19 protein-coding genes and 1 pseudogene are annotated in these 26,858 nt (G+C 26.1%); 10 read left to right on the top strand and 10 right to left on the bottom strand.

Features of this window, described 5'->3' with window-relative positions:
- Positions 1–291: 291 nt before the first annotated feature.
- Positions 292–1,572 (top strand): serine--tRNA ligase, encoded by a 1,281-nt coding sequence (gene serS, locus BFL38_RS00485; RefSeq protein ID WP_069725217.1) that lies wholly within the window; start codon positions 292–294, stop codon positions 1,570–1,572.
- Between the two features lie 296 nt (positions 1,573–1,868).
- Positions 1,869–2,168, top strand: coding sequence for a hypothetical protein (locus tag BFL38_RS00480; RefSeq protein WP_069725216.1), 300 nt, complete (start codon positions 1,869–1,871; stop codon positions 2,166–2,168).
- Here the strand turns inward: BFL38_RS00480 and BFL38_RS00475 are convergent.
- Positions 2,142–3,770 carry a tetratricopeptide repeat protein gene (locus tag BFL38_RS00475; RefSeq protein WP_069725215.1) on the bottom strand — a complete coding sequence of 543 codons (1,629 nt, stop codon included), beginning with the start codon at positions 3,768–3,770 and terminating at the stop codon, positions 2,142–2,144. The two genes, BFL38_RS00480 and BFL38_RS00475, sit on opposite strands and share 27 nt — an antisense overlap.
- 67 nt (positions 3,771–3,837) lie before the next feature.
- On the opposite strand from BFL38_RS00475, the gene BFL38_RS15045 reads away from it, so the two are divergent.
- Entirely contained in the window at positions 3,838–3,993 is a 156-nt protein-coding gene (locus BFL38_RS15045) for a hypothetical protein (RefSeq protein ID WP_176720529.1), read from the top strand.
- 1,165 nt (positions 3,994–5,158) lie between these two features.
- On the opposite strand, the gene BFL38_RS00470 is transcribed toward BFL38_RS15045, so the two are convergent.
- Complete coding sequence (locus BFL38_RS00470) at positions 5,159–6,445, bottom strand: malic enzyme-like NAD(P)-binding protein (protein ID WP_069725214.1); 1,287 nt, start codon at positions 6,443–6,445, stop codon at positions 5,159–5,161.
- 315 nt (positions 6,446–6,760) lie between these two features.
- Positions 6,761–7,747, bottom strand: coding sequence for an aldo/keto reductase (locus tag BFL38_RS00465; RefSeq protein WP_069725213.1), 987 nt, complete (start codon positions 7,745–7,747; stop codon positions 6,761–6,763).
- Positions 7,748–7,902: 155 nt separating this feature from the next.
- Between BFL38_RS00465 and BFL38_RS00460 the strand changes: the two genes are divergently transcribed.
- The gene (locus BFL38_RS00460; RefSeq protein ID WP_069725212.1) at positions 7,903–8,439 is read left to right on the top strand and encodes a hypothetical protein; all 537 of its coding nucleotides are present in this window, start codon (positions 7,903–7,905) and stop codon (positions 8,437–8,439) included.
- Positions 8,440–8,509: 70 nt separating this feature from the next.
- On the opposite strand, the gene BFL38_RS00455 is transcribed toward BFL38_RS00460, so the two are convergent.
- Positions 8,510–8,935 carry a hypothetical protein gene (locus tag BFL38_RS00455; RefSeq protein ID WP_069725211.1) on the bottom strand — a complete coding sequence of 142 codons (426 nt, stop codon included), beginning with the start codon at positions 8,933–8,935 and terminating at the stop codon, positions 8,510–8,512.
- 565 nt (positions 8,936–9,500) lie between these two features.
- Between BFL38_RS00455 and BFL38_RS00450 the strand changes: the two genes are divergently transcribed.
- The gene (locus tag BFL38_RS00450) at positions 9,501–10,211 is read left to right on the top strand and encodes a hypothetical protein (RefSeq protein ID WP_069725210.1); all 711 of its coding nucleotides are present in this window, start codon (positions 9,501–9,503) and stop codon (positions 10,209–10,211) included.
- Between the two features lie 296 nt (positions 10,212–10,507).
- On the top strand, positions 10,508–11,713 hold the full coding sequence (locus BFL38_RS00445) for an MFS transporter (protein WP_069725209.1): 1,206 nt from the start codon (positions 10,508–10,510) through the stop codon (positions 11,711–11,713).
- 12 nt (positions 11,714–11,725) lie between these two features.
- Here the strand turns inward: BFL38_RS00445 and BFL38_RS00440 are convergent, their stop codons facing one another.
- Positions 11,726–14,317 (bottom strand): DUF2971 domain-containing protein, encoded by a 2,592-nt coding sequence (locus tag BFL38_RS00440; protein WP_069725208.1) that lies wholly within the window; start codon positions 14,315–14,317, stop codon positions 11,726–11,728.
- A gap of 183 nt (positions 14,318–14,500) precedes the next feature.
- Between BFL38_RS00440 and BFL38_RS00435 the strand changes: the two genes are divergently transcribed.
- From BFL38_RS00435 to BFL38_RS00425, 3 genes are all read left to right on the top strand, one after another.
- Positions 14,501–15,307, top strand: a complete 807-nt coding sequence (locus tag BFL38_RS00435) for a M55 family metallopeptidase (RefSeq protein WP_069725207.1) — start codon at positions 14,501–14,503, stop codon at positions 15,305–15,307.
- Between the two features lie 103 nt (positions 15,308–15,410).
- Entirely contained in the window at positions 15,411–15,914 is a 504-nt protein-coding gene (locus BFL38_RS00430; protein ID WP_069725206.1) for an NUDIX hydrolase, read from the top strand.
- Positions 15,915–15,933: 19 nt separating this feature from the next.
- On the top strand, positions 15,934–18,225 hold the full coding sequence (locus BFL38_RS00425; RefSeq protein WP_069725205.1) for an RNA ligase: 2,292 nt from the start codon (positions 15,934–15,936) through the stop codon (positions 18,223–18,225).
- Positions 18,226–18,489: 264 nt separating this feature from the next.
- On the opposite strand, the gene BFL38_RS00420 is transcribed toward BFL38_RS00425, so the two are convergent.
- On the bottom strand, positions 18,490–19,668 hold the full coding sequence (locus BFL38_RS00420; protein WP_069725204.1) for a tetratricopeptide repeat protein: 1,179 nt from the start codon (positions 19,666–19,668) through the stop codon (positions 18,490–18,492).
- A gap of 141 nt (positions 19,669–19,809) precedes the next feature.
- Here BFL38_RS00420 and recJ point away from each other — a divergent pair, with 141 nt between their 5' ends.
- Positions 19,810–21,969: a single-stranded-DNA-specific exonuclease RecJ gene (gene recJ / locus BFL38_RS00415; protein WP_069725203.1), complete on the top strand. Its 2,160-nt coding sequence runs from the start codon at positions 19,810–19,812 to the stop codon at positions 21,967–21,969.
- 5 nt (positions 21,970–21,974) lie between these two features.
- On the opposite strand, the pseudogene BFL38_RS00410 reads toward recJ, so the two are convergent.
- The 4 genes and pseudogenes from BFL38_RS00410 to BFL38_RS00395 all read right to left on the bottom strand — a co-directional run bounded on the left by BFL38_RS00410 (position 21,975) and on the right by BFL38_RS00395 (position 26,854).
- Positions 21,975–22,987: pseudogene (locus BFL38_RS00410) on the bottom strand (Rpn family recombination-promoting nuclease/putative transposase).
- Positions 22,988–23,260: 273 nt separating this feature from the next.
- A complete protein-coding gene (locus BFL38_RS00405) occupies positions 23,261–23,923 on the bottom strand; it encodes a hypothetical protein (RefSeq protein ID WP_083249351.1) in 663 nt (220 codons plus the stop codon).
- Between the two features lie 32 nt (positions 23,924–23,955).
- Positions 23,956–24,522 carry a hypothetical protein gene (locus tag BFL38_RS00400; protein WP_069725201.1) on the bottom strand — a complete coding sequence of 189 codons (567 nt, stop codon included), beginning with the start codon at positions 24,520–24,522 and terminating at the stop codon, positions 23,956–23,958.
- 85 nt (positions 24,523–24,607) lie between these two features.
- Entirely contained in the window at positions 24,608–26,854 is a 2,247-nt protein-coding gene (locus BFL38_RS00395; RefSeq protein WP_069725200.1) for a hypothetical protein, read from the bottom strand.
- Between the last annotated feature and the right edge of the window lie 4 nt (positions 26,855–26,858).

Genomic DNA, 26,858 nt, shown 5'->3' with positions numbered 1-26,858 from the left:
AGTCTATTAATCGCACGGTGAGCAAAATTTTATATATAACTTAATTTCGATTGATAATTTAATTTATATTCATGATTTTATTCTGCGTGCGGGTATATAGCTGCAAATTTAAAATCAGCTTGGGTGGGTGCTGAAATTTCTTAAAATGTTAATTATATAGTAAAAATAAAATATTCTAATACAAGTTATAGGTCTAAAGGGTGGGGAGGAGAAATAAAATTTAATAAAATACAATTTACTATTTTTAAAAAAGCTGTATAATTTATACAAATTTTATTTAAGGATTTTATTATGATAGATGTAAAATTAATAAGAGAAAATATTGAATTGGTAGAAGAGAACTTGAGAAAGAGAAGAAGTAAAGTATCTTTAGACAAGTTAAAAGAATTAGAACATGAAAGACTTAATTTATTAAAAGAAGTTGAACAGGACAGAGCTAAAAAAAATGAAGCTTCAAAAAAAATCGGTGAATTTATGAAAGCCGGAAATAAAGATGAAGCAGAAAAAATAAAAGAAGAGATGAAAAATTTCACAGAATCCTTAAATAAAAAAGAAGAAAAATTATCGCAATTGGAAGATGCTGTTAATAATGAAATACTTTATTTACCTAATATGCTTTCTGAAGATGTTCCGGATGGAGATGATGAGAAAGCAAATAAAGAAATAATCAGATGGGGAGAGCCTCGTAAATTTGATTTTGAAGTGAAAGACCATGTGGATATAGCTGTGGGTCTTGATATTCTTGATATAGAAAGAGCTGTGAGAATGGCTAGAACTCGTTTTTCACTTATGAAAGGCAAAGGAGCTGCATTAGAAAGAGCTTTGATTAACTTTATGCTAAAAAAACATACAAGTGAACATGGCTATACAGAGTATGTTCCTCCTATGCTTGTTAATGGAAGGACTATGACAGGTACAGGTCAGCTCCCAAAATTTGAAGAAGACTTATTTAAAACTACTGATGATCCTGCTTTATACCTTATACCTACTGCAGAAGTTCCGCTCACAAACATATACAGAGAGGAAATTATACCTGAAAACATGCTTCCTTTATACTGTACTGCTTATACACCATGTTTTCGTTCTGAAGCTGGTTCTTATGGTAAGGACATGAGAGGGTTAATAAGACAGCATCAATTCGATAAAGTTGAGCTTGTAAAAGTATGTGCTGCTGATAAATCTAAAGAAGAGCATGAAAAGATGCTTAAAGACGCTGAAAGTATTTTACAGGCATTAGAACTTCCATACAGAGTAGTTGTTCTTTCTTCCGGAGATATAGGAAATGCAGCTTATAAAACTTTTGATATAGAAGTTTGGCTTCCTTCACAAAACACATATAGAGAAATTTCTAGTGTTAGTAACTGTTGGGATTATCAGGCAAGAAGAATGCAGATGAGAACTAGAAGAAATGGAAAAACAGAATTAGTACATACTTTAAATGGTTCTGGTATAGCTGTAGGAAGAACTTGGATTGCTATACTTGAAAATTATCAGCAGGCAGATGGAAGTGTGATTATACCTGAGGCTTTAAGACCGTTTACAGGATTTGATAAGATAGAAAAGCCTAATTAATGTTTTTTAATAAAGAAGCAAAATAATTATAAAGTGCAAATCTAAATTAAGGTTTGCACTTTTTTAATTAATCAAAGTTTATAATAAATTTATAATAGGCTAAACGCAATGTTAATAAAATTTTGTAAATAATTTAAATTAAAATTCAATATTATTCTATATTAATTAATAAGTATATTTAATTATATTATTTACTAATATATTTTATAAAAAAGTATAATAAATTGACAAAAAATATATTTTTTATATAATATAAAAAATATATTTTAATATCTATAAAATTTTCAATAGGTAAAATGAAAAGTATTTTTTTAAATTCTATTGTTATTATTGCTTATGTTGTTATTTTTGCAACTTTTTCTTTTATGATAGCATTATTTTTTTATAAAAAAGATGTTTTTAATCTCATATTATCATTTATTTCTATTATAAGCTTTGTTATTTCTCTCGTTGGACTAGTATTGTCCATTAATATAAAAAATAATATTACTATTCATATAGTAAATAAACATAAAAACGAAAAATTTTATAATGAACAAAAAATGAAATTTGATATGGATAAAAAAGAATCAAATGATTTTACCATTGAGATATGAAATAGCAATTTTATTATTATATTTATATGCTTCTTCTTTAATTATATTAATGCAATTTTTATTACCAAGTTCATAAGATTTTATTATATCATTTATTGCTGATTCATTATCGCCCATACGACCTTTTAGTATTCCCAAATTATAATATGAATTCATTTTAATTTTGTTATCTTTATTATTTAGAGAATTTACACATCTATAAAAATATTCAATGGCTAATTGAATTTTATTTTGCATAGTATATATTACACCTAAGTTGTAATATGCACCAAAATTGTTTTGATTAATTTCTACTATTTTGTTTATATCACTAATAGCATTATCATATTGTTGTTGTTCTATAAAAATAGCTGCTCTATTATTATAAGAACTTTCGTGTTTAGGATTTATTGATATTGCTTTCGTATAATAGTTAATTGCTTCAGTTTTATTTCCTATACTATCATAAAAATTAGCTAAGTTGTAATATGGATTAAAGTCATCTTTATTTAATTCTATTGAAAGAAGGTAAGATGTTATAACTTTATCTTTATATTCATTTTCTTTTAATAAATTATACAAATTACTATAAACTATACCTTTAGCATAATAATATAAAGATTTATTATTGCCATTTAATTGTGCACATTCTATAGCTTTATCTAATAATTCTATGGAGCATAAATAATCATTTTTATTATTAGATATTGATGCTTTTATATTATATAAATGACTTTTATTATAGTATATACCATCAAAATTATTATCTATTTTTTCTGCCTTATCAAACATTTCTAATGATTTTTTATATTCGGCATTGTTTTTTGATTCTTCGTACTTTTTCATATAAAGAATTGCCATTCCTAAAATCGGATATATATATTCTTTATTTATTTTTAAACTTTCTTTATAATATTTTTCTGCATTATATAAATTATTCTTTTGCAAATATGTATTGCCAATATTATTATATAATACAGAAAGTAAATAATGATCTTCTTTATTAGCTAATTCTTCTGCCATCTTCAAATCTTTTTCTGCATCGTTATTATTATTTTTTATAAGATAGATATTTGCTCTATTTATATATGGTTCAGGATGTAATTTATCAATATCTATGGATTTTGATAAATCATCTAAAGCTAAATTATATTTTCCTATAAATGCATATAATGTTCCTCTATTATAATAATATCTATAATCTTCTTTTAATGATATAGCATTACTATATTCAGCTATTATTTCATTAAACATCTCTAAAATATTATATTTTTTTATATTTTCAGCGTAATAATAAAATTTTGCATTACCTAAGTTATAATGTATTTCTGAAACTGAATTATCTATTGATATGGCTTTTTCAAAATAATCTATAGCTTTTTTAAATTCTCCTTTTAAAAAATATTCCACCCCTTCATTGTTTAAATTATTTACTTCATCTTTTGAATTATTCTTTACTACTATTAATTTTGATTTACTAAAAAATTTTTTTATAGATGGAAATTTTTCTAATATACTATCTATAGAAATATTAATATTTATAGTTATAAATGATAAATTTATAATTTGATAACTATTTATAGTTCCTGTATTATTATTTTGACCTTTTATTATATTTTTCATATTTTTGTCATTGCCTTATTATTAATATAATATATTATTATTTAAAAATAAATTCAAGGATTTTTTTATGGATTGTAATATTTTTTCATATATAAAAGAAATATTTTTTAAAATTATAAAATCTAAACCTAAATTAGAGAATAGCAACAATATAGATGGGCAAAATAACAATAATGGAACAATAGTAAATAATCAAAAAGTAATACAAAAAGATAAAAAGTAAATGTTATTAAAAATTTATTATTTTTTTTGATAAATAAAAATATTAATAGAGCTTTAATATGATATAAAAAGATAAAAGCGTATATGTATATAAAAATAATATACGCTTTTTTATTAAAACTCTGTATCTTCAGTTATTCGTTTAATTTATTATTTTTTATAAACATTAAAAAAGAAATTATATCTATAACAGATTGTAAAACACTTTATACAGCCATAGAAATATATATTCCAATAGCACCAATACATATATAATATCACTTTAAAAATAATTGAATCTATAAAAGAATTAATAGAAGACAAATACATTATGAAATATAGATATAATCTTTTTACTATATGAAAAATAAATATTATATCTATAATACATATAGATATTGAAGTATATTTGAAATAAATAGTATAAATGAAAATTTTATTAAATACATAAAACTTTCCTTGAATTTAAACTAAAAACAAATGCATGCTAAATAAATTGAAAAACTATAAATAACTATAGAATAATGTTTTTAGTATGCCACAAACAACAAATAAAAAATATTGCTGGAGCTCTATTCAATAACAAGTTTCATAATTTAAATATTATTTCTATTTTATTTAATGTCAATAATATTATTAGATTATAATAAATTATTAAACGCACGGTAAATGAAATTTTTTAATATAATAAAATTTGAATTTTAACTAAATCTGTATTTTTAATTTTTCTATTCGTGCGTTGAATAAAGTAAAAAATTTCAATACATCTTGGGCGGGTGTTATAATAACAGTTTAAAGCACAAAAGAAATATAGTACAAAAATTACAAATAACATAAAAAATATAAAGGGTGGGAAAATGTAATTAAATTTTAACACTTTAATTACTATTGATCATTTTTAATTTGTTATTATTTTAGTTCTTGAATTAACATTTTCAAATATTTTGTAATTAGTATATATTATACCGAATTTACATTGTTCTTCATATAATGAATAGTATTACGATTCGGAAAGTTCATACGGCTAATACCAAACCAAGTATTATTATTGAATGACCGTTAATTGATTTATAATATAAATGAATTAATAAAATAATTTATATTATAAAATAGAGATGTTCAAATTAAAAAAGGCTCTACCTTTATTAAATAAAAGTAAAGCCCAAATAAATTTTATTATTAAAAAATTATTCCCAATATTTTTTCATTCTATCTTTTAGAGAAGCCCTATATTTTTCAAAATCATAAATAGGATCTCTAGCAATCCCCTCATCACAAGCAGCCTTAGCAACAGCAGGCGATACCCATTCAATAACCCTAGGGTCAAAAGGTTTAGGTACTATATAATTTTTACCATATTCAAAATTAGTATTACCATAAGCTTTGAAAATTTCTTCAGGAACTTTTTCTTTAGCAAGGGCAGCCAAAGCTAATGAAGCAGCCATTTTCATTTTTTCTGATATAGCTTTTGCCTTCACATCCAAAGCCCCTCTGAATATGAAAGGAAAACCTAATACATTGTTAATCTGATTAGGATAATCACTTCTTCCTGTAGCCATAATCAAATCATCTCTTATAGCTATAGCTTTTTCATATTGTATTTCAGGGTTAGGATTAGCCATTGCAAATATTATTGGATTTTTAGCCATAGATTTTACCATATCTTCAGTAACGCAGTCAGCAACAGAAAGTCCGGCAAAAACATTGGCTCCTTTCATAGCTTCTTCTAAAGTTTTTACTTTTAAATCAGTTGCAAATTCTCTTTTCTCTTCAGTAACTGATTCTATTCTATCTTTAGTAATGACACCTTTACTATCGCACATAATGATATTCTCTCTAGGCACACCCAATGCTACAAACATTTTAGCACATGAAATACCAGCCGAACCTGCACCATTAAACACTATCTTAGCATTTTTCCTATCTATATTGGCAATTTCCAAAGCATTAATCAAAGCAGCAGAGCATATTATAGCGGTACCATGCTGATCATCATGAAAAACAGGAATATTACATTTTTCTATTAATGTTTTTTCTATTTTAAAGCATTCAGGAGCTTTTATATCTTCAAGATTAATTCCTCCGAAAGTAGGCTCTAATGATTTTACTATGTCTATAATTTTATCTGGGTCTTTTTCATTTATCTCTATATCAAATACATCAATATCAGCAAAGCGTTTGAATAATATTCCCTTTCCTTCCATAACAGGTTTTGAGGCTAAAGCTCCCCTATCTCCTAAACCAAGTATTGCAGTTCCATTTGAAATAACTGCTACTAAATTTCCTTTTGAAGTGTATTTATAAGCTTCATTAGGATTTTCAGCTATTTCAAGTACAGGTTTAGCTACTCCAGGAGTATATGCTAAAGATAAATCATCAGCCGTTTTACATGGCTTTGTGGCTATAACTTCTATCTTTCCAGCCTTTCCTTTAGAATGATATTCCAATGCTTTAATTTTCAATTTATCTGACATAAATATTTCCTTATATATTTTGTATGATTTATGAGTAATATTATATAAACAATATAATTTTGTCAATTTTTTTATTTTTTAAATTATTTTGAAAACCCGCCCTTTATATTTGCTGCTTTAATTAGAAATTCTTTACCAATAATTTTTTATAATTTAAATTATAAAAGCATGCCCGCCCAAGATTTTTTTAAATTATAAATTACATACCGCACGGTGAATGAATTTTCAGCATAGAGTCATATAATAAAAATTTATTTTTATTATATTAATAAAGTAATTTACCGTGCGTTAAAAAATTAATATATATAATTGGTATCATAAACTGAAATCATCAATCTTTCTTAATTCATCATCGGTGATAGGCATTTTATTTATGATTTTTAGGTTTTCTATTATTTGGCTAGGCTTTGAAGCACCTATCAAAACACTTGTAACCTCTTCATCTTTTAATACCCACCTTAAAGCCATTTGTGCCAAACTTTCACCTCTTTCCTTTGCTAAATCATTAAGGTTTTTAATTTGCTCTAATCTTTTTCTTGTTATAGAATCTTGCTTTAAATATCTGCCGTCAGCTGCTATTCTGCTGTCTTTAGGAATACCATTTAAATATTTATCTGTTAATAATCCCTGAGCTAATGGGCTATATGCTATTATACCTTTACCCAATTTTTTAGCTTTTAATTTTAATCCGTTATTTTCTATAGTTCTGTCAAATATAGAATATCTGTTTTGATTTATAATGAATGGTACATTTGCCATATAAAGTAATTTAGAGGCTTTTTCCATTGTAGAGCCATCATAATTTGAAAGTCCAGCATATAAAGCTTTGCCGCTCTTTACTATTCTAGTTAATGCCTCAATAGTTTCTTCGAGAGGAGTCTCAGGATCCATTCTATGATGGTAAAATATATCAACATATTCAAGCCCTAATCTTTTCAAACTTTGATTGATGCTTGCTATTAAATACTTCTTACTGCCCCAATCTCCATAAGGTCCTTTCCACATATCATAACCAGCTTTAGTGCTTATTATAAGCTCATCTCTATATTTATTTAATCCGTCATTTAATATTTTTCCCATACTGATTTCAGCAGAGCCATAAGGCGGACCGTAATTATTAGCTAAATCAAAATGTGTTATCCCATTATCAAAAGCTGTTTTTATCATATCCTTCATATTATTATAATCGCAGTTCTCACCGAAATTATGCCAAAGCCCTAAAGAAACTATAGGAAGTTTTAATCCGCTTTTACCGCATCTATTATATATAATATTATCATATCTATTTTCAGAAATTTGCATTTTTATAGTCCTTTTAATAGAGGAATAATTATATATTATAGATTTATTATTATATTATTCAAGTATAAAATGTAAAAAAAATATTTAATATTACGAAAATAGTTTCCGATAGTTTTAACGGTATTGAGTTTAAATAAAATACTTGCGGAGGTATCATGTTAAAAAAATTTTTTATTGTTGCTGGGTTGATAACTATACTTGTCGGATGTGCAACTATGCAGTCTAAAGATAATAATACTCTTACAAAAGATAATACAACTAATGAAGATAAAAAAGAAGATACTATAACTAGAGAAGATACTCCAAAAATGAAAGTTACAGTTTACGGAGCAGATAAAGAAATTCAAGCTGTAGAAATAAATGAAAAAATCTATTATGTAATAGGCGGAAAAGATGTTCAGAATATGACAGAAGCCGATATAAAAAAATCATCATTGGTAGCACCTTTAAAAGTTACAGAAGAAACAATTAATGGTACCAAAGGCATAGTTGTTACATATTATGATGTAAAAATATTCTTAGGTAAAAGAACAGGAACAGGAACCATTGTAGGAATATTTGAGCCTCAGAAAAATGATTGGACTACAGGTAATGATATAGACAGAAGTTTATCTATTCAAATAAAATTATCCAGAAATATAGCAGGTCCTATAGATATAAAAAGAGGAAGTATATCTTTGGCATTTAATTGATAATTGAATGCTATACTGAATTAAAAAAGCTGATTAAAAAATCGGCTTTTTTTATAATTATAAAATTATTTTATTTATTTGTATACAATTTATATAACTCACTTGCTGCTATATCTATAGTGTATGGAGTTTTATTTATTTCAAATGCATACAATTCCCATCTGTATTGATCTGTTATCTGAAACTGTATTATATATTCATTGGTATCATATCTTGCTACTATATCTATATAGCGATTATAATCATCTTCTGATATGAAATCCTGCCATTCTACAGAAGTAAAAGGGGATATAAGTTCATTTATTGTGATATTAGGATATGCTGTAAATGAACTGTTTTTTATTAAGCTTATTCCATCAAAACTTCTGCTTTTTATATCTATTACTTCATTTGTTTCTGCAATATTAAGTCTGTATTGTTTACTTTCCAACTTTTTATTATTACAAGATATAATAAATAAGATTATTATTATAGATGCAGAATAAATTTTATACATAATTAAAAGCCTAACAATTAATTTAATTTATTATCGGTCAAACTATTTTATTTATTGAATTATCAAGTTTTAACAATAAAATAATAGAACTTATTTTATAAAATTAATCAATATAAATCAATACATTATGTAATTTTATTTATATATTGTAAAATTATTGATTATTTTGTAAAGTATAAAAAAAAATATATATATATATATTTTTTTTTCGTTAAAATAAGAAAATGCAGATTCCTTAACTAAAAAGTATTAAATATTGTAATATTATTAATTATATACTATAATAAAGATATTAAAAAAAGTAGAAATAATTAAAAAAGTTATTATTAATAAATGTAATATCATTATCAGCTTTCAGAACTGACAAAACCTGAATATTATTGTTCATATTCATAGTTGATCCTTATGGTATAGAATCATAATATAAAAAAGCAGTGCTCTTAACAAATAATAACAGAGAAAAGTAAATTAGTTTTATATCATAATGATTCTTCTAAAGAAGAAACTATTGTAGAAGCTAAAGGAAAATATATTTAATAAATTATTTATTTAAAAGGTATATATTATGAAAATATTATTTATAACAATAATTTCAGTATTAGCAATAGGCTGTAAGGATAATATAACAAGACCTATTGAATATATTGTTGAAACCGGCAGCGATTGGACTAGCAGAGCTAATGTAAGAGCAAATGAAAAAATAAATTTCGGACCTATTTATACAGTTAATGACAAACATGTATATGTAACTTCTGCTAAAATTATTCAGGTTAATAAAACCACTTCTGTTACTAATGATATTCCTTCTGTTACTGAGAAAGATGAAAGAGGATATATAACATCAATAACTCCATTAGAAAGTCAATTATCAGGAAGTATTGCTTATATAATATTCACTTATAAAAATATATTAGTATCAAGTTTAGAAGAGTATTCATATAGCTATAACGGAAAAATCTATATTAATACTTGGTTTGAAATTGATAATAAAAATATGAAACTTGATGAAATAGTTATTGTAAAAGAAATAAAAGTAACTAGAAATGTTTATGATTCTCAAGGACAGTATATAAATACTATAAGTAGTACATTTTCAGGAGAGAAAACTTTTGAGGTGATTGAATCTCCTTCAACTTCTGGAAAAATATGTATCATGTTGAATCCTTCATATTTAAATTTTCAAAATAAAGACGGCAAGTATTATTATGCTCCATATCCAAATAATATAAATTATGAAGATATTAATATTAATATTGTGTATAACATAATTCATTAAAAAATATTATACTTGTTTTAATATATATAGTTATAATTTTATTATGGAGTTTTACTAACTTTGAAACATATTCATAGTGTAAAATCAACATTATTTATTACGATACAAATAACAGAATATATAATGAAAAAATATTTTCATATACTAGAAAATTATTATTAGATTAAAAAACAATAGTAAGTACATGAAAAATTATAAACAAATTAATAAAAAAATTACAAAATATTATACATTTTTTATAAATAATATATATAATATCTCATCATTAAAATAATAATTGTTAGGAATGAATAATAATGACTATATTGGTATATTCTATGCCGTTTCTGCTTTACTTATGTTCAAGCATATTCAGCACAGTTTTAGTTATAAACGCTTCTATATCAGGAGCTAGCCCTTTTTTTGTATCGTTACTTGGAGTTTCTTATGGTATGGGTATGATGCTCACTGCTGGTACTTTCTCACGCATCAAAATACAAAAGAAATATTATACCAATTTAATATATATTGAAGCAGTACTTCAGCTTATTATTGCAGCAGCATGTTTAATATTTCTTCCTCCTGAGATGTCTTTATTTTATTCATTTTTATACGGATGCTGTGCTACTATATTTTTTGTATGCTTTCAGTCTTCACTAGATGTAGTATCAAAGGATTTGCCTGTTACATTAAGCGGAGCTTTATTTATATTCTCTTGGTCTTTGGGGTTTGCTGTAGGTCCGACTATTACAGGTTTTATATATAAATTTGATTATAAATTGGGGTTTTATTTTGTTATAGCAGTAAGCGTAATAATGTTTATACTATTTTATCTTTCAAGGCATTTGAGATTTAAGGCTAACAACAAAAAAAGAAATTGGAATATACCTTTTATGCGTGCTCCTAGATATAAAGTGCATATAGGCTGGCTTGTTATATTTGTAGGTGCTATGGTTTTACATACTTTAAGGTTTATGTTTCTTGATTATGGAATAAATGTAATTGGTTTTTCTGAGGCTGATTCATCATTACTAGTTGGAAGTTTATCTGCTTTTATGGCTTTAGGTTCTTTATCATCTGCTTTTTATTTAAGATTTTTAGAGAAAAAGAGAATATTTACTATAGTAGGTCTTCTTACTCCTGCGGCTTTGCTTTTAATAACATTCACTAGGAATTTCTGGTTATTTTTGATAGCATTTATGTTTTTGGGTTTTGTAAGCGGTTTTGGATATTTCTTCGGGCTTTATTATGCTTTGGCGGATCAGGACAATGCTCCTAGAAATGTTGCTGTTAATGAGGCTTTAACAGGTGTTGCTGCTTTGCTTATACCTTTTGTAATGGGCTATTTAGCTTCTAATTTCTCATATTTCGTTGGGTTTTTATTTATGATGAGCGTATCTTTAATATGCTACATTATAGCCATATATACTATGTGGCAGAAGAAAAGGACTGCTTTGCTTAAAGAAAAATTTAACAAGATGATAAATGAGATAGACAACAAATATATAGATAAAAATATCTAATAAATATAAATTTTATAAACCCTCATTTCCATGTTTATAAGGCTTAATATTAATCTTAAAAAGCTCATTATCATCAAGTTCAGCCTGATACAGTTTAATTCTTTTATATTTTTTACCATTTTTATTTCTATTTTTTTTATTTATATACTCAACTACATTATACACAAGCTCTTTATCCTCTTTTGATGTCTGTACCCCGAAACAAATGCTTTTTATTGGTAAATTAATAAGTGTTCCATTTCGATTTTTATTTTCTTCATCATAAAAGAGTATACGATATTCATCTTCGTATTCCCACTCTTTAGATTTTATAGTAAATAAATCTGTTATATTATCTATTGTTTTATTATCTATTAAAACCATATTTATTGATTTTCTTTCTTTATTCATAAATGTATCGTAAGATATCATTTTATTATTGTAACTAATTTTCTTAATTAATATTTTATTATTTTTTTCATTGAAAATTTTATTTATATCATATTCTATACAAATACCTTGATGTTTATCCGCATAATGACTCCACATTAAAGTATTATCATTATGAGTAGTTAAACAAGCTATTTTTATTTTATCTAATAAATAATCATAAAATTTATTTTGTTGTTCTTTTCTAAAATTTCTTATATAAGGATCAACAGGATCATTAAAATTTTTAGTATTGCTGAACCATAAAGTATTATTTAATATGCTTCTTAAAGTATCTTTATTAACCTTAGTATAATTATATAAACTATTATTTTTTATTTCAAAATAATAGTTTTGAGTATAAAAATTATCCTGAATTGCTTTATTTATAATTTTTTTATTATTCTTTATAATACTATTTTCATCTATATTTATTTTATTTTTTAATGATAATATATTTTCTGTTATTGATGATGAAATATTAAAAAAATCATAAGAATAAAAAATTATTTCATTATAAAATTCTTCATATAACTCTAATACATTATTGTTGTATATATTACATATTTCACTTTCTTTATTACTTAGTTTTAATAAACTTTCTATTTTTTTATCTTGTATACTTAATTTATTATGATTATATTTACAATATTGTTCTGATAATTCGTAATTTTTTATAGCCTCATCATAATTTTTTAATTTATGATAAGACAATCCAATATGATAGTAAGCTGAATCATTTTCTTTATTTAATTTAATTACTTTACTAAAAATATTTAAACATTTTTCATAATCTTCTAATGTATAATATAATCCTCCTATTTTTGAATATATAAGCTCATCATTTGGTTTTAATTCCATAGTTTTATTAAAATCTTTTTCTATTATACTGTAATACTCATCATAATTTTTATATTTTCTAAGATATAAATTAATATAACTCATTGCTCTATTTAAATATCCTATTTCTGAATCAGAATTTTTTTCTATAAATTGATTTATATTACTTATAGCCTCTTCATAATTTTGCAAATTAAAATAAGATGAAAATATATAATAATATAAAAAAACATCATTAATATTAAGATAAATTGCTTTATCAAAATTTAATAAAGATTCATCATACTTTTCTAACTGATTAAGAGATATACCTATCCTATAATATACATCAGCATTATTTTTATCAAAATTAATATATTTATAAAAATCCTGCAAAGCTTTTTCAAAATATATATTATTATTTTCTAATAAACCTAATGAATTATATGCTAACCCTCTATTATAATATACTTTATAATCTTTAAAATTTAATTCTATTGATTTATTATAATCATTAATGGCTAATTGAAAATTATCAGCATTTATAAATCCTAAATTATAATAACAAGATCCTCTATTATAATAGTATTCTCCATTTGTTAAATTATAATTTATTGCAATATTAAAATTTTCTAAAGACTTTTCAAAATATTCTATATTATTATTTGAATATAAAGCTAAATACATATAGGATAATCCTTTTCTATAGTATGCCTCTACCTTATTATCATTCTCTAAATTAATTGAAAATTCAAAATTATTTATAGCATTATTTAAATACTCTATACTATCATCAATTTTTACTGAACCTAAATGAAAATAAGATGAACCTTTCAAGAAATAAATATTATTACTATTAAATCCCAATTCTTTAGCTCTATTAAAATCTTCTATTGCTAACTTAAACCTATCTAAATCATTATTATTTTCTATAGCAATATGATAATTACAAATTCCTTTATTATAATAAACTCCTCCATTAATAAATCCATATTCTATAGATTTATTAAAATATTCAATAGCTTTATTATAATTAATTAAATGTAAATAAGATGCTCCAATATTATTATATATTTGAGAATATATATTATATAAATCTAATTTTTGTAAATTATTTTTAATATTTTTTTCTGTTTCTGATAAAAATTTTATTACATCATTGAAATATTTTATTGCTTTATTATGATAATCTGAATTATTATCATATTCTCCTAAATTATGTAATGCTCCAGCTTTATAAAAATATAATCTAGAATTTTTACTGTCAATTTTTAAACCTTCATCGCATAAATTTATTATTTTATTATCATGTTTTCCGTCATTATATTTTTCTATTTTCTCAAAAATTTTTTTTAATTGTTTTTCTTTATCATTCATAATTATGTCCTAATACTATATTTTATATTATAAAAATAAAAATGAAACCTTTTATAGTTAGTATATGTTTATTGAAAAATACCACAAAAAAATAAAAATCAATAATTAACATATTGAATAAAATCAGAAATATAATATAGTTTTTAATCATTAAAATAAATTTTTAAATGTTAGAGGAATTATATGAAAGTTTTTATTAGTGCAGATATTGAGGGAATTACTACAACTACACAATGGCCTGATACGGATGCAGGAAGTTTGACTTATAAAGAGCATACTCTGCAGATGACTAAAGAAGTTAATGCAGCATGTGAGGGAGCTATTGAGGCTGGTGCTAAAGAGATATTTGTAAAGGATGCACATGACTCTGCTATGAATATAGATCAGACTGCCTTACCAGAATGCGTAAAGATACATAGAAGATGGAGCGGAGATCCTTATTCTATGGTAGAAGGTATTGATGAGAGCTTTGATGCGGCTATGTTTATAGGGTATCATAATGCAGCTTCTATCGGCAATAATCCGCTTTCGCATACTATGAATACTAGAAATGTATATGTTAAACTTAATGATATTCTTGCAAGCGAGTTTATGTTTTTCAGTTATGCTGCAGCTTATAGGAAAGTTCCTACAGTATTTTTGTCTGGAGATAAGGGATTATGCGAAGAGGCTGTTAAGATGAATCCTAATCACCCTAATTTAATCACGCTTCCTGTAAAAGAGGGTATAGGATATTCTACTATTAATTATTCTCCAAATTTGATGGTAAAAATGATTAAAGAAAAGACTAAAGAGGCATTAAGTCAGGATTTTAAGGGCAAATTATTAAAACTTCCTAATCATTTTAAACTTGAAGTTTGCTATAGAGAACATGGTTATGCTCATAAAGTATCATTCTATCCGGGAGCAAAAAAAATTAATGATACTACTATAATTTTTGAAAATAATGACTATTATGAGGTGTTAAGAGCCTTGAAATTTATATTATAAAACTCTATAATATAAAAATCCGATAACTTATGAAAGCCCCCTTAAAAAGCAGTATTCTTTTAAGGCGGCTTTTTTATTATCAAATATGTTTTTTGGAATATTCATGAAAGAGATTTGGGATATATACGATAGAAATAAAAATAAAACAGGACGCATTCATCAAAGAGGAATTCCTTTAAATAAAAATGATTATCATATAGTTATACATGCTTGGGTGGTAAACAGTAATGATGAAGTCATAATAACAAAAAGGCATAGCAGTAAAAAAATATGCCCTGATATGTGGGAATGTACTGAAGGTTCTATATTAGCCGGAGAAGATAGTATTGACGGAGCTTTAAGAGAGCTTAAAGAAGAAATAGGATTGTCATTTAAAAAAAATGAAGCTGTATTTTTAACTTCTTTTGTATTAGAGTTTTCAAATACAATAGTAGATTCATTTATGTTTAGAAGAGATGTAAAATTAGAAGAATTAATTTTGCAGGAAAATGAAGTAAGTGATGCTATGATAGTAAATAGAAAAAAATATTTAGAGATGTGTGAAAGCAGAGAGATAATTTCTTCTATAAGATATTTTTATGATATTTACGATAAACTAAATAATTAAATGTTAAAAGAGGTTTGAGTTGAAAGTATTAATAATAACAGTAGGAGCTCAGGGAAGTGGTAAAAGCTATACTATAAAAAAAGCTAAACTTGAGAATTACAGTGTAAGTTCTGATAATTTAAGGATATTATATTCAGGTATTTTTCCGGACGGATATAATGGTATTGCTATTTCTGAAAAGGATAATTCTTATATTTGGAATAATTTAATATTAAGCATATTAGAAAATAGATTCAGATTAGGACAATTTACTATATTAGACAGTACAGGACTTTTTAATTTGAAAAGTATTACAGATCTTGCCAAAAAATGCGGATACAGAATAGCAGCTGTTTTATTTGATAATGTATCCCTTAAAGAATGCATCGATAATGTAAGAAAAAGAGAAATAGGTTCTAATATACCAAAAGAAGTTATTGAGGATTTTTTTATGCGTATGAAAAGTTTTAAATTGTCGGGGGCTAATATTTTTAAGGCTTCGGATTACGGCGATGCTGAAACCGCTTTGATTGAGGCTTCAAAATGGGATAGCTTTTATTTAAATAAAACTGAATTTGAAAAGTACGATAATATAAAAGTGATACCAGATTTGCATGGCGAATATGATGTATTTAAAAAATTTTTAGAGAAAGAGAATTATTTTCAGGATAAAAAAACGGCTTATATATTCGTAGGTGATTTGATAGACAGGGGTTCTAAATCCAAAGAGCTTCTTGACTATTTTTTATACAATGATATACCAGATAATGTTTATTTTACTGAAGGCAATCATGATATAAATTTGAATTTCTTTGCTAATGATATAAAAGTTACAAATCAGGATTTTTATAAAACAACATATAAGGAAATAAAAAAATCATTTAGTATAACCAAACAAATAAAAGATGATGGCAATAATATTACAGAAGAAAAAATATTAAATGAAAGCGAATTAAATAATTATAAAAAGAAAATAAGAAGTTTTTATAAGAGATTCAGACTTTATTATTTTTTCACTTTTAAGGGAGAGAAATTTTTTATTAATCATTCTGGTATAGATAAAATGTATGATCATATACCGGCTTCGATTTTGAATGGTATTATAACTTACGGGTATAAAGAAGATGATGACAGTTATAAATCTTATATAGAAGTAGGAAACAGATTTAAAGAAAATCATTCAGATATTATTCAGATATTCGGTCATAGAAATGTGCTTCAGGAAGAATTGGAAGATAAGTTATGCAAAATAAATGATAATGCATATTGTATAGAAAACTCTGTAGAATATGGTAATGATTTAATTATTCTTAATTTAAAAGATTTATCTATTGAGAGTTATAAAAATGACAGAGAAATAGAAAATCTATTTGATAAAGAAAAATCAGATGATAATCTAGTTCAGCATAAATATTATGATACAGTTTATTCTACTAATTTTTCAGATAGAGTATTTTATAAAAGATTATGGAATGAACAGACTATTAAAGCTAGAGGATTATACAGATACAATGAAACAAATGAAATTGCAGGAAGAAGTTATGATAAATTTTTTAATTATGATGAAGTTAATGAAACTAAATTAAAAAGTTTAGAGAAAAATATAGAGTTTCCTGTAAGTATATACAAAAAATATAATGGATACTTATTTTTGGTATTTTTAGATAAAACTAGAGATGAGCTTATATTTGCTACTAAAAGTTCAATAGCTACATCAATGGCTTCTTGGGCAGAAAGTTTACTTACCGAAGAAAATAAAAATTTTATTAAAGAATACTGCAAGAAAAATAATACTACATTTGTGTTTGAATGCATACACTTAAAAGATTCTTCTCACCCTATTGTTTATAATGAATCATTTTTGATTTTACTTGATATTATATACAATGAAGAGAATTTCAGAAAACTTTCTTATGAAGAACTATCAAGCAAAGAAATAACAGAGCAATTCAAAGTTAAAGAGAGAATAGAAATAATTGAAGCTCCAAAAGATAATTATAATAAATATATAGAAGAAATGATTCATAAATATACTGATGATTTTTCTATAGACTATGAGGGAGTGGTATTTGAAGATAGTAAGGGATTTATGGTAAAAGTTAAATGTCCTTTCTATATTATCAAAAAGGCATTAAGGTCAGAGTCTATGCGTTTAAATAGATTAAGTTATTCATTAAATATTCATTATACTAATAATCATGTTATTTTTGTAGGAAATAAAATATTTTTTAAATATAAAAGAGAGAATAAGTTAAAGGAGTGGAGAAGTTTACAGGTATCAGAAGTTTTAGAAACTTATAATGAGGTTTTGAATGAATTAAATAATAAATAAAGTTTATTTACTTAAATAAAACTTGGGCGGGCATGCTTTTATAATTTAAACTTTAAATATTAATAAATCTCTTAATTGTAAATATAGCTTTTAAATATAAAGGGCGGGGTATGTAATTAAGTTTTAAAGTTTAATTACATTTGCCCACCCTATATATTTATAATTTCAATCTGCAATTAAAATTATTATTTTTTTTATTGTTAAATTAGAATTTATTAGCACCCACCCAAGATTTTTTTAAGTTTAAAGCATCATAATCCATTTTCAATTAATATTATGCTTTTTACAGAAATTTTCAGCTGCTTCCATATTAAGAAAAGCTAATTTTTTAAGCCCTTCAGAAATGATATTCTTTATATGTTCATTAGCTAAATCGTATGCTTTATCAAAATCATCTTCAGCTTCTTTTATTAGTTTATCATATTCGTCTTTGTTTATTTTATCTTTTTTTGTATATGCATTTTTGGATTTTGAAATTCCCCTATTGAAATAGCTTTCAGAATAATCCGGATTTAATTTTATCGCTTGATCATAATAAAGTATAGACTCATCATATATACCTAAATGATTAAGTGCTACTGCTTTGTTATAATAAGCATCAGCAATATTCGGATCTAATTCTATCACTTTATCAAAATCTTTAATAGCCTCTTGATATGCTTCCATAGTCATAGCAATTATTCCTCTGTTTAAATATGCTTTTGAATAATTTGGAGCAATCTTTATTAATTCATCAAAGTCTTCTACAGCACCTTTGTAATCTTTTATATGAAATTTGGCATTTGCCCTATTGAAATATCCATCAGCAAATTCTCTGTTTATATGAATCGCATTTGTATAATCATCTATAGCTTCATTATAGCTGCCTAGTTTTTCTTTTACATTTCCTCTGTTATTGTATGCATCAGTAAAATGAGAATTATATTCTATTGCTTTGTCATAATCTTTTATAGCTTCTTTATATTCTCCAAGTGCATTTTTGGATAAAGCTCTGTTATAATAAGCATCAGCAAAATGCGGATAAACTTCAATAGCCTTGTTATAATCTTCTATAGAACCTTTATAATCTTTCAAGCTAGCTTTTGTATTTGCCCTTACATAATAAGCCTCTTCAAGATTATAATTAAGCTCTATTGCCTTGTCAAAATCCTTCAAAGCATCTTCAGTATTTCCTAAACTCCTGTTCATAATTCCTCTGTTATAATATGCTGCTGCAAATTTATCATTTAATTTTAAAGCCCAAGTATAATCTTCTATTGCACTTCTATATGAATTTTCATTATCTATATTTGCTTTTGCATTTGCTCTATTATAGTATGCTTCGTAGATGGTTGAATCTAATTTTATAACTTCAGAAAAATATTCTATTGCTAAGTTATAATTTTTATTTTTAAAAGCATCATAAGCCTTATTAAAAAAATTGTTAATATCCTTTTCAGCCATAAATTAAAACCTTATATTTATATTATTCTTTTATATTATAATAATATCGAAAAAACTCAATTAAAATATATAGCACTTGAAAGAATATCATAAATAAAATATACTATTTCAGAATTATTATATAAGTGATAAAGATAAATTATGGACATAAATAACTTAAATACATCAATATTAGAACTTTTAAAATTAAGAGGCATAACTTCAAAAGAAGATATTTATGATTTCTTTTTTCAGGATATATATTCACTGTCTAATCCTTTTAATATAAGGGATGTTAATGTATTTGTGGACAGAGTAAAAGAAGCTATAGAAAATGATGAGAAGATATTAGTATATGGTGATAAAGATGCAGACGGTATAACAGCCGCATCTATTATATATAATACATTAAAAATGGTTACAAAAAATGTTGAAGCATTCGTACCTAATCATACAACAGGATACGGACTTTCTAAGGCAGTTATAGAGGAATATGCCAATTCAGGGATAAGCCTTATTATAACAGTTGACTGCGGTATATCTAATGCTGAAGAAGTGGAGTTTGCAAGGGATTTATCAATAGATATTATAGTAACAGATCATCATGATATACCGGAGATACTTCCGAATGCTTATGCAGTATTTAATCCTAAAATTTCAAATACAGGTTTTGTATCAAAGAATTTTTCAGGCTGTGCTGTTGCTTTTAAACTTATGCAGGCTTTCGTGTTTTCTTATACAAAGTTATATAATAAGGATATAATAGTATTAGATTATGAGATTGATAGGTCTAAAAATGTATTAAAAAGAATAAGGGCTTTGAAATCTACTAACTTTGTTATAAGCGATGAGGTGTTTGGCTTCGAGCTTATTAATAATGATAATCGCTATAAGTCGATATATGCTGATTATTATGATGAGCTTATGAGCGAAGATGAGGTGTTAGAAGAGCTTGCTAGTTATATGTTTGAAGGCGACGGATGTGTATTGGTGCTTACAGGCGGAGAAGAGCGGTTAAAAAGGCTTATTCAGCTTTATGAAAAATATGAAATATATTTGCCTGAATATGATAATGTATATGATCTTCTTCAATTAGGTGCTAAATATGGTAATGTCAATATAAAAACTACAAAGACTTTAAATGATTTTGCTTTGGCTCTTAATGTTAATATTTACAGATATGATAATATAGAGTATAGAGATTTAATTATAAAAATGGAAATATTTAGAAGGCTGTTTTATATAAGTCAGAAACAGCTTCAGAATTATATAAAGAAGAAGTCTATACTTGTATTATTCGGCAGTGTTGCTGATGTTGTTCCTCTTATAGAAGAAAATAGGGCTTATGTGAAATGTGCTTTAAAGGAATTGGAAAAGCCTAGTCATATTAGATATAATATTATACTTGAGCGAATTAATTTATTAAATACAAAGATAGATACTCAGGTTATAAGCTGGAGGCTGGCTCCTTTCATAAATGCGGCCGGAAGAATGGGAAGCCCTGAAACCGCCTTGAAACTCCTTACATGCGAGATAAAAGAAGAGGCTATGACTTTATCAAATGAAGTTTACAATATGAATGAGACTAGAAAATCTTTGACTGAATCTAATTTTAATATTGTAAATGAATATATAAAGGCTAACAGCTGTTTAGATTTGCCTATCATAGTGGTTAAGAGTAAAAAGATAGAGCAGGGACTTACAGGACTCATTGCTGGAAAGGTATTAAGCGAATACGGCAAAACCGCTGTGATTATGTATGAGAATGATGATGGTATTTGTATAGGAAGCATAAGAAGCCGCGGTGAGGATAATGCTAGAGATATGCTTGAGTATGCGAATATTTATTTAACTAAATTCGGAGGTCATAAGAATGCTGCCGGATTTACTTTGAATACTGATAATTTTGAGAAGTTTCAAAGTAAGATAATAAAGTATGCATCAAATCAGAATTTCCAAACCGAAAAAAATGACGATGTATTTGATATGGAGCTTAGTTTTAAAGAGATAGATATAAAATTTGCAAGATTGTTGGAATTGTTTGAGCCTTACGGATGCGGAAATGAGGAGCCTTTATTTATGTCTAAAAAAGTTAAAGTTAACGGCATAAATAAAATGAAAAAAAACAATAAAACACATTTAAGGCTTGAATTATTACAGGATAATAAAAAAGTTAACGCTATTATGTGGGATAAAAGCGATGAGGAAACTGACAAATTATTATCATCTGATTATATAGATATTATTTATAAATTGAAAGTTAATCGTTTTGGGGGAAGCGAAGATGCCAGAATATATATAGAGAGCTATAAAATATTTTAATAGTATTATAGCTTTTCTATTTGCTCTATGCTTAATCCTGTATTCTCACTTATTATTTTAATATCTATTCCTGATTTTTGAGATTACTTGCTATTTCAATTTTACTCTTTTCTATTCCTTGCTCTATGCCCTGTTCTATACCTTGCTCTATACCTCTTTCTATACCTTGCTCTATACCTCTTTCTATGCCTTGCTCTATACCTCTTTCTATTCCTTGCTCTATACCTTGTTCTATGCCTTGCTGAATTCCTTTATTCATAGCATTTTTTATTTCATAGTCAAGCATTCTTTTATTAAAATATTCATCTATCTCTTTTCGTTTGTAGGTATCTATTAAAGGATTATCGCAAAGAAAAGATTCTGATTTCTCTTTTACTAATTCAAAAACTGTATCTTCTTTTAATAAAGTTTTCATATCTTCCCCCTTAAAAAATTTTATCCAAGATAGAAATTCTTTTTTTATATCTTTTATATTTGCATTATTATTGAATTTTGGAAGTTCTAGGAAATGTATCTGACAATGATCAGTTAAAATATTATTATGCTTTATTTCTTTAAGTACATAGCATGTATGTATATCATCAATATTTTCTATTAATTTAAAATCTAAAATATTAATGATTATTAAAGCCTGAAGTTTATTATAATCTTCACCCTTATCAAGCATTACACTATAGCCTTTAGCCCAATAAAATAAACTTCTGTAAATAAACTCATTATTTCCTTGAAGCTGTATCTCTATAATTACAACCTGTCCGCTTTCAGTAACGCATCTTATATCCATTATAGATTCTTTTGATTTTAAATATTTTGAGAGGCTGAAAGGGTTTAATATTTCTACTGTTACGAAAGTTTCAAAGTCTAAATCTTTCATAACAGAGTTTATAAAGTTCAGCACTATACTTTCAGAACCATCAGCAGAAAATAAGTATCGTATAAAGCAGTCATTAATCCTATTAATATTATCAATGGTAATAGGTTCTTTGAATAATTGTTCTAATTTTTTGAAACCGTCCATAATTATATTATATTAAAAAAAACATAAAAGTAAAGCGTATATTAAAGCAGGTAAATATTAAATTATACAATAGCAGTTTGAAATAATGTTAATATAAAAATAAATCCTATAGTTTACATTAGCTCGCCCGCCCTAGTTAAACAAACATTTTTAACGAAATGAACCTAAAGCAGGAATTTTTTATAAACCTATTGAAAAAATATAAACGCTAATAAAAAAGGAGGGCTTTAATCCCCCCTTGTAAGTTATATATATTCTCTAGTTAATTTCTAATTAATTGAAAGCAGGTAAATACCAAGTTATACCTGTAGTAGTTTCAAAGTATACAGGAATACCGCTTCCTATAAAATTATCATTTGCATCTGTATAACCTTGTTTTGTTCCGCCGTTATTAACATCCATCTCGAAGTACCATTCTAAGTCTTGAGTAGGTCTGATATAAAGCTCTGTATAAGCACCCCAAGCTAAGCTATGTATTACTTTAGGATCAGTAGGAACACCAGTAGCTCTAGCACTTAGTTTTCCATCATAATTAGCAGTATAACCTAAAGAAGGTTCAACATATAAAGTAACTATATCGCTGTTAGCAGTTATACCCAATACAGCAGCAACTGATACTTTATAAGCACTTTTTTCATATATATCTGATTGTTTTAAACCATTTCCTATCAAAAAGTTACCAATATCCTCAGCTGTATATACGTAGACACCAGATTTAGCTAGTCCGCCTTTTAAAGCAGTATCAAATGTAACTTTCAAATAAGGATTAACTGTTACATTTCCTATTTGAGTATTTAAGAAGTAGAATCTTGTTTGGAAGCCGAAAATTTCTGAAGCAGAAGTAATATTAGGGTCTTTAATCGTAGAATTTCTATAATAGAAATATAATCTTATAGCATTGAAAGCATCTATGCCTGTATAGTATCTTAACTGTATATTATTGAAAGCTACGCCTGTATATGTTACTTTTACTGTTGAAGGTGTACTGAACTTGTAGCATAACCATCTATAGCATAAAAATTAAATCTATCTAATCTTCCATCCAAATAAGCAGAACTATCATAAAGCGGATTATTTCCTACATATCTATAAATATACATATCTGTTATACTAACTTCAGAAGGGAATGGCATTCCTGTACCAGAAATATTTTCACCATTTTCAGCTTTATAATATTCAGCACTAACTTGATTCCAGTCTTTTACTCCAGATGACCACACTCTTCCTTTAGTATCATCAAAAAATTTATATATAGGTAATTTATCACCTTGAAAACTCACTTTAAATAACCAAGTTTTGAATTTATCAGCATTATAATCTCCATAATCTGGACTATTCCAATCACCATTATTAATATTGAAAGGATCTTTATCAGGTTCTACTTCATCAGGAAGTTTGTCTGGAGTCGTATCAGGAGCTTCAGTAATACCCGAATCTTTTTTATTATAATAATATCTAGGATTAAAGAAATGCCCCCCGCATGACATCATAAAAACAGATATTATTATTAAAAATAATAAATAACTCTTTTTCATACATTTTCCTTAAATTAAATTTTTAGCAAAAAAGCGGAGAGAGCTTTTTAGTTCCCTCCCCACTTGATTTTTTAATTATAGATTATTATTTACTTTCTCTATAAGCCTCATAACCTAAAGTATCACTTGAACCTGGATTATAGCTAGGACCATAATCTTTACTTATCTTTATAGTATTATTATCAGTTAAAGTTACCCAACTATATACAATATCAAATATAGCTACACCACCATTCAAACATTTATATACTCCACGATAATTATTCTTTGCTTCATCATCATATCTGTACAATTCATAATTGAATGTTTCTTCAGCATATTTATCAGGACTATAAGAATATGTCAAGGTTAATTCAGTAGCATCAGCATTAAATTTATATTCCAAATTATAAATTGTACCAACAGTTAGTGATATATATTCACCATCTTTTTTTACAAAAGTGGCCCCTCTTACTCTATCTGGGAATAATGGATCATAATCTGTAAATGATGTAGTTCCAACAACAACCCCATCTTTATACAAAGTATTATTATCTGTTTGTATGCTTACAGTAATCTGAGCTCCATTATATTCATATACAGCTGAACTATCTAAAGAAGATACTATCGTATACTTTTTACTAACTGTTCCTGCATTCCAAGTTTCTTCTGAAATAGTTAATGACTGAGCATCATCAGAGAATGTATAAGTATATAAAATCAAACTCTTACCAGTAGGTTTATAACCTTCAGGCAATGGAGAAGATATATCATACTCACTATAATCTCTATATTTATATACTTTTCCTTTAACATTTTCTGTAAATCCGCCTTTAATAATATTAACATTCAAATATCCAGGTGTTGAAGTTACACCATCTGTAGGAGTTGTTCCAGGAGAAGCCCAAGAACTGCCAGACCAATAAAGAGCACCGTCTTTTATAGTACTTCCGTCTTTCTGATAATCTGCCACTCTTAATCCCCAGTAAACAGCAGTAGTCTGTTTATATACAGCTCTGTCGCTTGCATCCTCCTGAGAGAATGTATATGATCTAACATAGTTATTATTTACATAATAGTCTAAGCTAGTTCCGTCCGGATTAAATCTATATTCATAGCTTCCATCTTCAGCTTTATATGTTTTACCAGCAACTCTATATCTAAATAAAGGACCATCATCACTATAATTTAATACATATTCAAAACTGCCACCGTCTTTTAATTTGCCATAATCTTCAATACCATTTACTATGATAGTTCCTCCAGAAGAACTAACATATTCCGCTGATGTCAATCCGGCTACTTTGCTAAATGTATAAGTTACATTTGATAACTCACCGTCATAGAAATGTTCTGCTGTAAGTGTTAAAGTATTAGCTGTGCCGTCAAATTTATATGTATATAATACTAACTTATCCCTTATACCATATTGTTTGTCTTTGAAATTATTCAATATAGTATTAGGGTCTATTGTGGAAGCATCTACTTTAAGGTAAGGCGAACTTCCCTGACCCTTTTCATCATGTGTTGCCATACTTTCAAACTCAGTATGTACTTTAGGGGAATAAGTAGTAGGAGAAGCAACAAATTCTGTTATATAATGCTCATATAATACAACTGTACCATCCGCTTTTACATAACCTATAGGGTCATATTCATAAAAATCATAATCACCATGTTTTTCTATAGCTTCAAATTCTGAAGGTATTTTATTTCCAAAAGCAGCATCCTTTGTACCTGTAATAGCTCCGAAAGCAAATATAAACTTAGAATAAGTATCTACTGCTATCAAATACTGTTGAAGGTGTGCTGAACTTGTAGCATAACCATCTATAGAATAAAAATTAAATCTATCTATTCTTCCTTCTAAATAACCAGAACTATCATAGAGAGGGTTTTTTCCTTCATACTTATAAATTTTCATATCACTAATATCTACTTCAGAAGGAACTGCTAATCCTGTACCAGAAGTATTTTCACCGTCTTCAGCTTTATAATATTGTGCATCTATATTATTCCAGTCTAATACTCCGGCAATCCATACTCTTCCTTTAGTATCATTAAAAAAGTTGTATTTAGGTAATTTATCACCTTGGAAACTTACCTTAAATAACCATGTTTTAAAACTACTAGCATCATATCCTCCATAAGTAGGCTTATTCCAATCCCCGTTTTTGAAAGGATCTTCATATTCAGGCACTTGTTCCGGAACTTTTTCAGGTGCTGTATCCGGAGCTTCAGTAATACCCGAATCTTTTTTATTATAATAATATCTAGGATTAAAGAAATGACCGCCGCATGACATCATAAACATAGATATTATTACTAAAAATAATAAATAACTCTTTTTCATATTA

It is taken from the genome of Brachyspira hampsonii (assembly GCF_001746205.1).
GTDB lineage: Bacteria > Spirochaetota > Brachyspiria > Brachyspirales > Brachyspiraceae > Brachyspira > Brachyspira hampsonii_B.
The sequence above is the reverse complement of the archived record's forward strand: the minus strand, read 5'-3'. Positions and strand labels throughout refer to the sequence as shown.